Raw genomic sequence first — 13,544 nt, 5'->3', positions numbered from 1 at the left:
TCCTACTACGGTTCCAAGCGTATCCGTGGGATTTATCCCCGCGTTCCCGGCAGCAGTAGCGGTATTAAAAAAATTTGTAAAAAATATTCCTGCGGTGATTTCGCTCATTTCTTTTTCCAGGCTTTAATAAACGTTAAAATCACAATAAATCCCATGGCAGCCACGCCAACCCACGGCGCAGATGCGTAAAGGCGAGTCGTTGAACGAAACTCAGTTACTATCTGCTCGTAACTCACTGCTTGCACAGCACAATCTATTTTCCAAATCTTAAATTCACGAGGCCAAACGTATCTAAGGTCAGCGCCATATATCTCTGCATCGCAACCGACCAGTCTCGCTTTGTGGAGGTCGGAAAGACCTTGAAATCTCGTTTTCCCCGATAAAATAGAATTTAGAGGCGTTGGAAATCTAAAATCACGTCGTTCCCCGCTAGCAAGTTCCACTATCAAATTTGGTTGCCAATCACTTACCTTTAGTATCTTCGCGTGAAAATGCACTAATTGTGATTCCAACGGAGGCGGATTCAGCGGCACTAACAAGGCAGGCCACCCAAAAAAAACTCCCCAGAAGAACACGCCCCACAGAGGCAATGAGTATTTTTTTATCAACCGCATTTAGTTTCCCGACATGGTCATTATTTAGTGAACTCTCAAGTTAGCCGTCGATGTTTTAAATATGCACTTCATAATGATTTTTGAGTGTCAAAAATTGTTGTTTTTTAATAACTAAAGGCTTACATTTATTTCATTATCGATTCAGTAACTAGGATTGGTCTCAATTTTCCAAGATCGATCCTAGTTACTCGACGTTATCGCCGCAATTGATGTAGATCATTGAACAGGCCAGTCAGAGCCGGGACCGGCGGATAGCACAGCGTTAAACGGTGTTCTCTTATTCGAATGCCGCAGCAATTCGAGCACGAGTTAGCAGGCTGCGGAAATACCTCACACCGAAGTCACCCAAAAGGTCGGTTCAAACGTTGTTAGCAAAGCCCCCCCAACTGAGAGAAGACGATGCGCGGCGCCGATACGTTTACCGAGAACCTATTCACATTGCGCAAGCTGGAGGACTTTGTTCCAGCCGATCATCCGCTGCGCTCGATTCGCAAGATGGCCAACGCCGCGTTGGCCAAGATGGATCGCTTGTTTGCCGGCATGTACGAGGCTGATATCAAAGGTGGGCGGCCCAGCATTGCCCCGGAGAAGCTGCTGCGCGCGATGCTGTTGCAAGTGCTCTATAGCGTTCGCTCGGAGCGCCAGTTGATGGAGCAGGTTCAATATAACCTGCTGTTTCGTTGGTTTATCGGGCTGTCGATGGACGATGCCGTGTGGGTGCCCACCGTCTTCACCAAGAACCGCGAGCGCCTGATCAAGCATGACGCGGTCATTGAGTTCTTCAACGAGGTTGTGGGCATTGCCGAGAAGAAGTGCTGGCTTTCCGGTGAGCACTTCAGCGTCGATGGCACGTTAATTCAAGCATGGGCCGGCCATAAAAGCTTTGTGCGTAAAGACGATGATCAGGATAGCGAAGACGGTGGGAACTTCAAGGGCGAGACGCGTAGCAACGAGACGCATGAATCGAAGAGCGACCCGGATTCGCGGCTGTATCGTAAGGGCAAAACGGCAAGCGAGCTACGCTACATGGGCCACACGTTGAGCGACAACCGCCATGGGCTGATCGCCAGTGCCGTGGTGACGCTGGCCGATGGCTATGCCGAGCGCGAAGCGGCCAAAGTACTGATCAACGATGCCCGCCAGGCGCTTGGCGATCCAACGCGCGAGATCACGCTGGGGGCAGACAAAGGCTATGACGCCGCAGAGTTCATCAAGGCTTGCCAGGAAATGAACATCACGCCTCACGTGGCGCAAAACAAGTCAGGCCGCCAGTCGGCAGTGCCCGAGTCAATCGCCGGGAGTGCGGGCTATGCGGTGTCGCAGCAAAAGCGCAAGCTCATCGAACAGGGTTTCGGCTGGGCCAAGAGCATCGGCGGTATGCGCCAGGTGATGGTGCGCGGCTGGGAGAAAGTCAATCAATGTCTGTGCTAACGATGCCCGCTAATTCCTTATTTAACGATATAGCCAGCACAAATTCCCACCAAGAAACTATTGTCAAATCTTGCATCGTCTTTGATAGTCGAAACAGCTACGATGTAATCGCCAGGCGACAACGACATTGCATCCAATTCAAAAGACGCTCCGCCAGTTATTCTTATTTTGCTTGATCCGTTATCACTGCAAACCTCACGCTGTCTTAATATCTTTCCAGATTCGTTAATCCAAGTGATGCTCACAGATATACCTTCGTGTGCCGATGACCGCACATCGCCTCTGTAGATAAAACTTTGCCCAGTAAGTGACTTAAACAGGACGAGATATTTTTTCCCCAACTCGCTATCGGTGGAAACTGGCGGAGGAACGATCTGCAGCGCCACTCCTTCCACAGCTCCGTGAGTCGCCCAATCTCTAAATCTGGAGACATGAATTTTAATGGATGCAGTTTCTCCAGCCTTACTCAGATCCAAGGGAACAAGCTCTTTTGTAGGGTCGATTAATGCCATGGAAGAGTTGCTTCCAAAAATAAAAAATGCAGTCAGAAGAGTTGATATTAAAATTCGCTGATTCATATTAATTTACGGAATTGAAGTTAACGATCTTATCGATCGCATGGTCGATAAGAAATTACAATCGCGTTGCCTTAGATATTTATTAAAATTTTTCAAGATTCTTTCGTTATACCACGCTCTCTTGAAACATCGGTCAAAAGTCATATCTTCCATATTGTCGTCTTGTTTTTGTCTTATCTGAGAAGAGTCGCATTGGCATCAAGCAATGGAATGTCTCGATCAAAAAATCGGATTCATCGAAATAAAAATCTCGACGGACTGCGGGTATTCACTCCGCAATATTTACAAAATTATCCGCATGAGAAATGAAAAGGAATTCAACAAACATACAAATATAAATGCCAATATCATCACAAAGATAAGATACTGCGTCCCACTAAGCTTTGTTTTTGACTCAGGAAAAACATTTCCCAACGAAACCGGTATTTTCTTTATATTCCACAAAAATCTTAATAGAATCCAAAAAATAGCAAGCGCTGTTGGCAAGATCAGATATAACTCAGCGAACGCGAATCTTCTTGCGTTCTGTCCGAGAGGAAAAGTCATGCGGTATACAATCGTGTATAAAAAATAGATGATCACTACAATCGCAATTAAATCTACGCATGAACGAATGATTTTTCTCATAGTTGGTTATTGCGTATATAAAAATGCCTTAAACTGATAATCTCGGCATTAATTTCGACCACTGGAATGTCTCAGTAGGAATTGTATTCATTCATACCTAATCCCCGAACTACTGCACGGCCCCGGCAACTCCTGACAAGACCGCTAACGGGATGATGAGGGTGCCACCGACATCAGCGAGGATTAAACCCGAGCCCACCAACGGGGCCGCGTTTCCGAATGCGCCCGAGACGTCCGATAATGCCGGCGGCATTCCAATCGAAAGGTCAGCCCTGATGCTAGAATAATTATCGTAAAGTCCGACGGCACTCGTGATTAAACCCGCACCAGCTAATAGTTTGACAAGCGCGTCAACGTTTCCTACGATTAGACTTGCACCACCCGAGGTCGCCTGAGCAATCCCGACAACAATTCCAAGTGTGTCGATCGGATTGTCCCTGCATTCCCCGCTGCAGCGGCAGTTCCAAAAAATTGGTAAAAAATATCCCTGCGGTGATCTCGCTCATTTCTTTTTCCAAGCCTTAACAAAAGTTAAAACTACAAAAAAACCCGCAGCAATTCCACCAAACCATGGCGCAGTTGCGGATATTTTCGTCATGATGCGAAATTCGGTTACGACGCGTTCGTAACTCACCGGTTGGGGTTTGCAATCTATTTTCCAAACCTTAAAGGTACGAGACCAAACATATCTGAGGTCGGCACCATATATCTCAGCATCGCAACCCACCAATCTCGCCTCCTCAAAGTCTAATAGAGCGGAAAAGCGCGTTTTCCCCGACCAGATAGAATTCAGAGGCGTCGGAAATCTAAAATCACGCTGTTTCCCGCTAGCAAGTATTACCGTCAAATTTGGCTACCAATCGCTCACCCTTAATATTTTTCCGTGGAAGTGCGTCAACTCCGATTCCAAGGGAGGCGGATTCAGCGGCACCAACAGTGCAGGCCAACCAAAAAAAATTATCCACAAGGAAACTAACCATAGAGGCAGCGAATATTTTTTACCAAATGCATCTAGTATTCCAGCATGGGTATTATCAGCGAGTTTCACGCTAGTTATCGATATATTAAACATACGCTTAGTAATGACTTTTGAGTGTCAATATCTGTCGTTTTTAATAACAAACGCCTTACAGACTTTCAATTCCGATTCGTTAATTAAGATTGATCTTATCCTGCAAGACTAATCCTAGCCGTTGACGCTATCGCCTGCTGTTTGACGTGGACTGTGCACTGGACGAGCGAATGGCACGCACGAGAAGATGCGTGACCGCCCGCTGGAATTCCGTGTGCAGCATTGCGATTGAGTCGACCTACCAAGAGGCGCTAACCAAATTAGCAAATCGTCAAAGAAGGGCTGCTAACTCGCCCGACGTTTCGGCAGCCTTTAGCTTGTTTCTCCCTTGGGAAGGACATGGCTAATGTGATAATCGAAGACGAATTGCGGGTCCGTATTTGATCCTTGCTGCCGCCGCCGGAACTACGGCGGCCAAAGTACATCGGAGCGCAAGCGGCTGGACGATCGCGCAGTTCAACGACCAGCCCGATGAGACTATCCGATAGACACACCCGTTTCTTCCATCAATGCCGCCTTTCAATCAATGGCATCATTCGTCTACGGTTTATCACAATCCAAAACGCTTCAACGAGCCCGCGAATGTCCTTTCATACCTGGTTTCTTTTCGCAATAGCGTATCTGGTCACCACTATTTCCCCGGGACCCAACGTCCTGCTCGTCATCCGCAACACGGTTCGATTCGGCGGCCGTGGCACGGCTGCGACCATCGCGGGGAATCTGCTGGCTCAGTTGGTCGTGGTGGTGCTGGTAGCGTTGGGTGTGGGCGCGGTGCTTGCAGCCATGCCGCCGTTGTTTCTCGCCATGAAGGTCATGGGAGCGGTTTATCTCATGGTCCTGGGCGTGAAGCAATTGAGAAGCGGGAAGCCCAAAGCAGCCGCATCCGTCAACGCACTGCCCACGCACTTTCTCGACAAGCGCAAGATTTTTCGGGAAGCGTTATTGGTTTCGGGAAGCAATCCCAAGACGCTGATCTTCCTTTCCGCGTTCATGCCGCAGTTCATCACGCATGACCAGCCGCTGCCGGCACAGTTCATCGTGATGTATCTGACCGTGGCTTGCACCGTGGCGCTGGTTCACACCGTCTACTCGTTCGGGGTGCGCCGGATTCATAACGGGCTTGGCACAAGCCGGTGGATTGAGGTCCTGAAGCGTTGCAGCGGCCTGGTCTTCTTCGGTCTGGGTATCAAGCTTTTAACGGCAAGGCAGGCCTGACAATCTGGTGCGGGTTGCAGGTACAGTTGGCCGGCTAGCCGCTATGGGAGAGGTAAACCGCCGTAGCGATAAAGCACGCGAACCACTAACACCGAAAGCAGCAACCCACCACCGTCACCCGTCAACGCGTGCGCGCCACCCGGATTTTTCGTCGCCGCCACCACTGCCAGATACCCGTCACCGCAATAACGCCCAGCGACATACCGCCAATCGCAAGAACACCCTCAAGCAGCGGGCCACCAAGCTCGCCGGTATGCAACGGATAAATCACGGCAACCGCGCGCGCGCCCGGGTCAAGCGCATTCCAGCGCCGGACCTCTAACACCTTGCCGGTGAACGGATCTAGCCAGACTGACGACAAGCCATTTGGATGGGGGTCGTCCGGCAGTTTCAGGCGCACGCGCGGAGGGACACCCGGTTTCGCCGGCAATTGAACGAGACCGATCATTGCATCGGGGAACTGCGCTTGTGCCTGCGCAACAAGTGTATCCAGTGGCAACATCGGGCGCGGTGATCGCGACGCGAGCGGCAATACCGGCGCGTGCATCGGCCGGACTCCGCTTAGCGTGCTGACAAAACCGCCAAGCGGACGCCACGCCATGTAGGCGCCGGTCGCCACCGACAGCGCGATGACCAGGCCGATCGTCGCACCACCAACCCGATGCAGATCGTATAGCGTCCGGGACGTCCCCTTTCGCAGCTCAACACGCAAGTTCGGCCGCCCGGAACGCGGCCACCACAACACGAGGCCCGACACGAGCAGCAGCAGGTAGCACAGCGCGACGAACGCAAGTAACGCCTTGCCGATGTCACCTAGCCAGAGCGAACTGTGCAACTTGAACAGCACGTTGAAGAAGCCTTGCGTCTGTGCACGGCGTCCGAGTTCATCGCCGGTGAAGGGATCGATGTACACCGTACCGCTCCACTTACCCTTCACCATCATCCGCAGACTTTCGTCCGCTGTACGCGGCGGGCGAAACGAGAACGTCGCGCCGTCGCCAAACCGGGCAGCGAAACCTTGCCGGATCTGTTCGAGCGGCACGGTGGACACGTGCTCATGCGCACTCACCTTGAACAGGTCAGCGTGTAGCCGTTCGTCAACAGGCGCACCGATCATCAGCAGCGCTCCCGTGATACCCATGATCACGAGCACCCAGCCAAGCGAAAGCGCAAACCATCGGTGCGCCGTTAGCCAGAGCCTGCGAAGAGGCGGCATCCGTCCCGGTAGAACGTTAAGCACCAGAACAGACCTCAATAAACGAAGTGGCCCTGCACGTAGACCATGCGCGGCGCGCCGACCATCCGTCCAGCGTTACCGTCGACATTGCGTGTGTAGTAGCGCTTGTCCGCGATATTGTTGACACCCACCGTGAGGTTGCTGCCCTTCCAGCCGGGGATCTTCCAGTCGGCCTGCATGTCCCACACCCGGAAACCCGGTATACGGCCGACGCGTCCATCAGGCGTTTCCGCGACGGTGTTCGCTGTATCGGAGTACTGAGCACTCTGGTGCGTGCTCGACACATTGAATGTCCACCCGTGCGTCGCATAGCGCAGACCCAGCGTATCGGTAAAGCGCGAGTAGAACGGCACGTCGAGACCTGCTGTAGCGCCCGATTCCTGGATCGCTTTCGTGTACGTGAAATTCGCGTACGCGTCGAGACCGCGCAACACGCTGTCCTCGGCGAATGCGTATTCGATTGCGGTTTCCACGCCCTGGTGATGCGTCGCGCCGATATTCTGGAACGTGGCCGGTGTTATGCCCGCGACCTGGATGATCTGGTTGTCGAAGCGCATGTTGAACGCGGTCAATTCGGCATGAATCTGCCTGCTCGACCAGCGGGCCCCTACTTCATAAGTCTTCGCCAGTTCCGGCTGCAGCGGATTGGTCGCTGACTGCGAGTTCAACTGCAGATTCTGCACCGGACCAAACGACGTGCTGTAGTCGGTGAACAGCGTCAGCGCCGAATTCCACAGGTACGACAGGTTCACCGACGGCAGCGGCTTGTTGTTGTTTGTATCGTAGGTCTGGTTGAGCGTGTCGTCGCGGCGTGTCGATTCAATGTGTTCGAAGCGCACACCCGGCGTAAGGCGCCAGCGTCCATAGGCAATACGATCGTCGATATAAACCGCGTGCGCGTTGGTGGCGTTGTCGAAGCTGCTCGTCGGGCCGATCACGCCCGTTGCCAGCGTCTGGTTGTAGCTGTTGTCGTCACCGCGCTCGCGAATGTAGCGATACCCAACGGTCACATCGTTTTTAAGCGGCCCGAGCGAGAAGCGCTGCGTGAAGCGCGGTTCAATGCCGAGCGTATCGTAGTTGCGCGGCTGATATTGAAGCTGCGTACCCGTCGTATTGATCAGCGTGCTGCTGCGGTAGCTTTCGTTGTAGTACGCACGCACCTCGAATTCCTGCGTTGCCGACAGCGTATTCACATAGCCGATATCAACCGCTTTGCGCTCGCCATTCCAGTAGTCGGTCGGACGGGTATTCTGGAACGGGTCGGCGTTGTATTGCGCGACCGTCAGGCCGCCCGGCGTGCGTGACTTCACGTCGTAATACGAGAACTTGCCGTAGAACTCGGAGGTCGGCGTTAGCTCGTAGCGGAACTTGAGCGCGAGGTCGTTGACACGCTCGTCACTGCCCTCCCGCCAGTCGCGCCCGGTCATGCCCGAGTACAGCAGAGCGAGGCCCAGACCGTTGTCGAGCTGCGTGCCAAGGAACGTGCTGTACGTCGTGTTGCTGCCGCCGCCGCTGGTGTAGATGTTTTCGCGCACCGACGCGTCGGCGGTCAGGCCGGACTTATCGGGAATCTCGCGGGTCTTGAAGTTGATCACGCCGCCCACGTTCTGCGGGCCGTAGCGCACCGCGCCGCCGCTGCGGACCACGTCTATCGATTCGATATTGCCGAGGCTGATGGGCGCAAACGACAACTGCGGCTGGCCGTACGGTGCGACCGCGAGCGGGATGCCATCGAGCAGCACGGTCGAGCGCGGCGTGTAGCGGCCGGTCAAACCCCGGACGCCGACGTTCAGCGAAACGGCGCTGCCGGCTGTGCCGGAATTGTCCGTGGACTGCACGCCGGGAATGCGCCGCATCACGTCGCCAATACTCGTCGCGCCGCTCTGGTTGATCTCTTCCTTATCGACAACCGTTCGCGCGCCGGCGAAGGTCTTCACGCTGTTTTGCAGGCCGGTTCCGAGCCAGTCTCCCGAGACGACGATCGAGTCGAGCACGGTCGGGTTGCTATCGGTCGCGGTCGCGGCGGGACTTGGCGTTGCGGCTGCGGGGGCTTCCTGCGCGGATGCCCGATCGGGCTGGCTGAGAAAGGCTAGCGCGGCAACTGCCGCAAAACGGGTAAGCGTGCTGACCGTATCGACACTACGGCGTTCGGCAAAAACCATGATTCCAGATGTCCTTCATTGTGTTCGGCAGATGCGGTTTTGAGCGGCGTTTCCACGCGAGAGCGAGCGCAGCACAATCCCCACAGGAATTGTTACGAAATGTTTTGAAGAATGCGGGCGCAAGTATAAATACGAATCAATATCAATTGAAAGGTAAATTTGGGATTTCGTTTCAAAATTTGGAGAACTTGCGGTGGGATGCGAGGCGTGACGTGCGAATGCAGTCAGATATTGCGTGTGAAGCAAGGAGTAAGCTTTCTAAATTATTACGCCTTTGATCGGGGACGTCCTTTTGCTTCGTGGTCTTGTAGCAAACGAAGCGTCCGGGGGCTCCTGATTGCCGGAACCCGTCGATGAACGCCCCTGCCTGACGGAGCCTATGAGGCCCTCTTCCACCCGTGAACAAAGTTCCCAGGCAAAAGGGACCGCGTCGGCAACTCAGCTGACAGGCCTGGCCGTCGCCCATCGATTCAACCCGGCACAAACCAGCAATAACGAAGCCGTCACAAAAAACACTGCCCGCAAACCAATGTGCGCGCCAATCAACCCGCCGATCAACGGGCCTATCACCTGCCCGCTGAACTGAGCGGACTGCAGATAGCCAAGCGTCTTGCCGGAATTGTGATCGGCAACCGCGTGCCGGATCTCTTTCGCTATCGATGGAAGCAGCCCCGCGAGCGTCATGCCCATTAAGCCGCGAAGAATGGCCAACTGCCACCATTGGTGAACAAACGCCTGCGGCACCAGTACCACGCTGGTCGCCACCAGACACCCGATGATGACCTTTGAGCTGCCGATGCGATCAGCGAGCGCGCCAAAACGCGCTGCAGTCAACATGCTGCCGAACGCCGATGCCGCCATGACGATCCCCGCCATACGCGCGACATGGTCGCCTGGTACACCCAGTTGCCCGATATAAACAGTGATGATCGGCTCGATCGACATGTTGGCGAGCAACACCATCATTGCCGTTACCAGCAGCGCGAGGATCACCCGTTGGTTCATTGCCGGAGGCAAAGCAGCGCCAACATCGACACGCTTTTTCGCGTCGTTCGCGCGATCGAAATCTTCGCGCACGAACACGACGGTCAGCAGCGCAGCCACGGCGATGATCGCGCCGCCAACGAAGAAGGTACCGCGGATACCGACGTATGTCGGCAGGAATCCGCCGACCAGCGGTCCCACGAGATTGCCCGCGAGCGCACCCGTCGACAGCACGCCCAATGCCCATCCAGCGCGCTCGCGTGGCGCCTGCGTGCCGACCATGACGATCGAGGCGGAGGCATAACCGCCGATCAACCCCGCGATCAGTCGCAGCACGACAAGCTCGGTCAGGTTATGCGCGAGGCCGATCAACGACATCACGATGGCCATGCCGACCGCCGCACGGATCAGCATGGGCTTGCGGCCATAACGGTCCGCCAGGCGTCCCCAAAGCGGCGCGGTAATCGCGGTGCCGAAGAACGTTGCGCCGAATGCGACGCCGGACCACTGCACGACCGCCGCCGGCGAACTTACGCCCAGCTGCTGCACATACAGCGGCAGGAACGGCAGCAACATGCTGAGACTGAGCAGCGTTGTAAATGACCCGAATACGCAGACAAAAAGATTGCGCCGCCAATACGGCGCGTTGCGTTCGGCATAGCTCGGCTTCTGGACAACGCTGTCCGGCGGCATGAGGGAACTGGTTGCTTGCGGAGTCATGGGGGCCTCGATCGTCCTGTCAGGCATTGAGCGATGGCCGGACCCATATGCGTCGATCCGGATCACCATCGCAAAAGAAGTAGACTGCTTGCATATTATCTCAATTTGGGAATATGATGTTTACATCGTTCTCTAATTGAGATTTTCATGGACCACACCAGCCTCGACATTTTTCGCGTCGTCGCCGCTGAACTCAGCGTGACCCGCGCGGCCAAGCGGCTCGGCCGCGTGCAGTCGAACGTGACCACGCGCATCCAGCAGCTCGAGGAGGAACTCGGGGTGGCACTATTTCGGCGCGACGGCAACCGTCTTACGCTGAGCGCGGAGGGCGAACGTTTTCTCGGCTACGCCAACCGCATGCTCGCTCTGGCCGATGAAGCGCGACAAGTGCTAAGCCCGCAAGCACCCTCCGGCACGCTGAGAATTGGCAGCATGGAAAGCACGGCCGCGGCTCGTCTTCCGGGACCGCTTGCCGCCCTTCACGCCCAGTACCCCGACGTCCAGCTCAGGATTTCAACGGCGCCCTCGCGGCAATTGATCGAACAGGTTCGCAACGGTCTGCTCGATTGCGCGTTCGCTGCGCTGCCGCCATGTGGCGAGATGGCATCGGCTTTGGATCTCGAAGCAGCCGGGCTTCACGGCGAACCGGTCTTTCGCGAGGAGATTCTGCTCGTGCTGCCGCCCGGACATGCCGCCGTCCGTCAAGGGGCGGATATCACCGTGCGTTCGCTTGCCGCGTTTGCACAAGGCTGCAGCTACCGCGTGCTCGCCGAGGAGTGGCTCGGCCAGGACAGATCGCCACTCGACATCCAGGAGGTCGGGTCCTATCACAGCATGCTTGCGTGCGTTGCGGCCGGCGGCTGCGTATCCCTGGTGCCGCGCAGCGTGCTCGATCTGCTGCGCGAACCACCGGCGCTCCGCACTCACGTTGTGGCGAAGGTGGATACGTGGCTCGTCCATCGAAACGGATACGAAACGGCAGCATTCAACGCGCTGCGGGAAGCGCTCACGCCTTTCGTGTCGAAGCAACTCGCAGCAAAGAGGAAATCATCATGAGCACGATTCGCCAGGCTTCGTCGGCTGCAGGTCAAGGCACCGCGGCGCTGATCGCTGCTCTTGTCATGGCGGTGGGAATGGGGTTCGGACGCTTTGCGTTCACGGGCATCTATCCGGTCATGGTCAGCGATGCCGTGCTCACCGTGCATCAAGGCACGCTCGCCGCATCGGCCAACTATGCAGGTTATCTGGTCGGTGCCCTGCTGACTGCCGCCGTGCATCCGCGACACTCGCGCAGGCTGTGCATGCTTGCGCTCGCGGGCATCGTGATATGTCTCGGGGTGACGGCGCTATTGAATGCGCCGTGGCTGATCATCGCGATGCGCGGCATCACGGGCGCCGTCAGCGCGGTCACCATGGTCGCGGCGTCTCTCTGGCTGTTGCAGCATCGCGGCCACACGAGTGGTGCGCCCTTGCTTTATGCGGGTGTCGGCATGGGCATTGTGCTGTCGTCGGAAATGCTGATCGCGGGACGTGCGTTCGACCTGCATAGCGCCGGGCTTTGGTGGGTGCTGGCAGCAGGCGCATTGATCCTCGCCGCAATTGCGCTGCCAGGTCTCGATGCACGCCCGGTTGAAACCGGAGGCACGCGTGCAACCTTACACGGACACGAGTCCTTCCCTGCGCTCGGTGCAGGACGGTTGATCGCGCTCTACGGACTGGCGGGCTTCGGCTACATCATCACCGCGACCTATCTGCCCTTCTTCGTCAGGAACGCAATTGGTTCAATCGATCCCATCCAGGTCTGGGCATTGTTTGGCCTAGGCGCGGCTCCGTCGTGCTTCATCTGGCACGCAATCCATATGCGCGTCGGCACACGACGCGCGCTGTTCCTGAATCTCACGCTGCAAGCTGTTGGTGTCATCTTGCCGGTTGTGGCGCCGAACCCGGCCGGATACCTTGGCAGCGCATTGATCGTAGGCGGGACGTTCATGGGCACCACGACTATTGCGATGCTCGCGGCGCGTCGGGTTGCCCACACCCTGCGTGTGAGCATTCTCGCTGTAATGACCGCATGCTTTGGCGTCGGGCAGATCGTGGGACCGCTTGTCGCCAATGCGATGTACGCACCGCATCATTCGTTCTCGGGGTCGTTGGAGACGGCTGCGGCGGCGCTGGCCGTGGCGGCGCTGCTTTGCATCCGTCTGAGCAGGTCTGATCAGGAATCGGTCATTGTTCAGCACCAGCATTAGTGTGCTCGCCCGATATCTGCAAAACCGCAAGACCCGGTTTAGCCGGCTTACGGCACAGAGCCATGCAGATAGAAATGGCAATAGAATGCCTGGATGACTACTTACGCCGCTCTTTTGCGGGCCGTGAATGTTGGCGGCACCGGCAAACTTCCCATGTCCGAACTTCGCGCAATGTGCGCCTCCGTTGGTTTTTCCAATGTGCGCACGTATATCGCCAGCGGCAACGTTGTGTTCGAAAGCAAGCTTTCGGAAGTATCCGTGAAAGCGAAACTGGAGCGTTGTCTTGAGACTTATGCCGGAAAGCCGATAGGGATTTTGATCCGGACGGGCGCGGAGCTGGCGGCGGTCCTTGCCAACAATCCCTTTAGTTCAGCGGCGCCGAATCGAACCGTCGCAATCTTTCTCGACGCACCGCCTCCCGCAAATGTGCTGGATAGTGTGAGTGGCCAGCAAACAGAAGAAATCGCACTCGGGACGCGTGAGATTTATGTGCACTACAAAGACGGAATCGCCCATTCAAAACTGAAAATCCCGGCCGTTGGGATGGGCACCGCTCGCAACATGAATACCGTGGCCACGCTCGCCGAGTGGACGGCGGCGTAGGTCGATCGACGTGATCGCACGCGTGACCGTCCCCCCGCCAGTGCTCGCTGCT

The 13,544-nt window shown here is 55.8% G+C and carries 9 protein-coding genes and 1 pseudogene; 5 read left to right on the top strand and 5 right to left on the bottom strand.

Annotation, left to right across the window (positions count from 1 at the left end):
• Nucleotides 1–104 precede the first annotated feature (104 nt).
• On the bottom strand, nucleotides 105–614 hold the full coding sequence (locus ACSQ36_RS39145; protein WP_436186257.1) for a hypothetical protein: 510 nt from the start codon (nucleotides 612–614) through the stop codon (nucleotides 105–107).
• Nucleotides 615–1,013: 399 nt separating this feature from the next.
• Here ACSQ36_RS39145 and ACSQ36_RS39140 point away from each other — a divergent pair.
• Nucleotides 1,014–2,033 (top strand): annotated as a pseudogene (locus tag ACSQ36_RS39140) (IS5 family transposase); the annotation flags it as partial.
• 29 nt (nucleotides 2,034–2,062) lie between these two features.
• On the opposite strand, the gene ACSQ36_RS39135 reads toward ACSQ36_RS39140, so the two are convergent.
• The gene (locus ACSQ36_RS39135) at nucleotides 2,063–2,623 is read right to left on the bottom strand and encodes a hypothetical protein (protein ID WP_436186256.1); all 561 of its coding nucleotides are present in this window, start codon (nucleotides 2,621–2,623) and stop codon (nucleotides 2,063–2,065) included.
• Between the two features lie 2,281 nt (nucleotides 2,624–4,904).
• Between ACSQ36_RS39135 and ACSQ36_RS39130 the strand changes: the two genes are divergently transcribed.
• Complete coding sequence (locus ACSQ36_RS39130; protein ID WP_436186255.1) at nucleotides 4,905–5,537, top strand: LysE family translocator; 633 nt, start codon at nucleotides 4,905–4,907, stop codon at nucleotides 5,535–5,537.
• A 121-nt stretch (nucleotides 5,538–5,658) separates the two neighbouring features.
• Here ACSQ36_RS39130 and ACSQ36_RS39125 read toward each other — a convergent pair whose 3' ends face one another.
• The 3 genes from ACSQ36_RS39125 to ACSQ36_RS39115 all read right to left on the bottom strand — a co-directional run bounded on the left by ACSQ36_RS39125 (nucleotide 5,659) and on the right by ACSQ36_RS39115 (nucleotide 10,640).
• Nucleotides 5,659–6,777 carry a PepSY-associated TM helix domain-containing protein gene (locus ACSQ36_RS39125; protein WP_436186254.1) on the bottom strand — a complete coding sequence of 373 codons (1,119 nt, stop codon included), beginning with the start codon at nucleotides 6,775–6,777 and terminating at the stop codon, nucleotides 5,659–5,661.
• Between the two features lie 11 nt (nucleotides 6,778–6,788).
• On the bottom strand, nucleotides 6,789–8,936 hold the full coding sequence (locus ACSQ36_RS39120; protein ID WP_436186253.1) for a TonB-dependent receptor family protein: 2,148 nt from the start codon (nucleotides 8,934–8,936) through the stop codon (nucleotides 6,789–6,791).
• 438 nt (nucleotides 8,937–9,374) lie between these two features.
• Nucleotides 9,375–10,640 carry an MFS transporter gene (locus tag ACSQ36_RS39115; RefSeq protein ID WP_436186252.1) on the bottom strand — a complete coding sequence of 422 codons (1,266 nt, stop codon included), beginning with the start codon at nucleotides 10,638–10,640 and terminating at the stop codon, nucleotides 9,375–9,377.
• Between the two features lie 147 nt (nucleotides 10,641–10,787).
• Between ACSQ36_RS39115 and ACSQ36_RS39110 the strand changes: the two genes are divergently transcribed.
• The 3 genes from ACSQ36_RS39110 (at nucleotide 10,788) to ACSQ36_RS39100 (ending at nucleotide 13,492) form a co-directional block, all read left to right on the top strand.
• Nucleotides 10,788–11,696 carry a LysR family transcriptional regulator gene (locus ACSQ36_RS39110; protein ID WP_436186251.1) on the top strand — a complete coding sequence of 303 codons (909 nt, stop codon included), beginning with the start codon at nucleotides 10,788–10,790 and terminating at the stop codon, nucleotides 11,694–11,696.
• Nucleotides 11,693–12,889 carry a YbfB/YjiJ family MFS transporter gene (locus ACSQ36_RS39105; protein WP_436186250.1) on the top strand — a complete coding sequence of 399 codons (1,197 nt, stop codon included), beginning with the start codon at nucleotides 11,693–11,695 and terminating at the stop codon, nucleotides 12,887–12,889. Before ACSQ36_RS39110 ends, ACSQ36_RS39105 begins: the two co-directional genes overlap by 4 nt.
• A gap of 93 nt (nucleotides 12,890–12,982) precedes the next feature.
• Nucleotides 12,983–13,492: a DUF1697 domain-containing protein gene (locus ACSQ36_RS39100; RefSeq protein WP_436186249.1), complete on the top strand. Its 510-nt coding sequence runs from the start codon at nucleotides 12,983–12,985 to the stop codon at nucleotides 13,490–13,492.
• Nucleotides 13,493–13,544: the final 52 nt, after the last annotated feature.

Source organism: Caballeronia sp. LjRoot34 (genome assembly GCF_964253815.1).
Taxonomy (GTDB): Bacteria; Pseudomonadota; Gammaproteobacteria; order Burkholderiales; family Burkholderiaceae; genus Caballeronia.
Note: the sequence above shows the minus strand (reverse complement) of the source record. Positions and strands in the feature narration are given on the sequence as shown.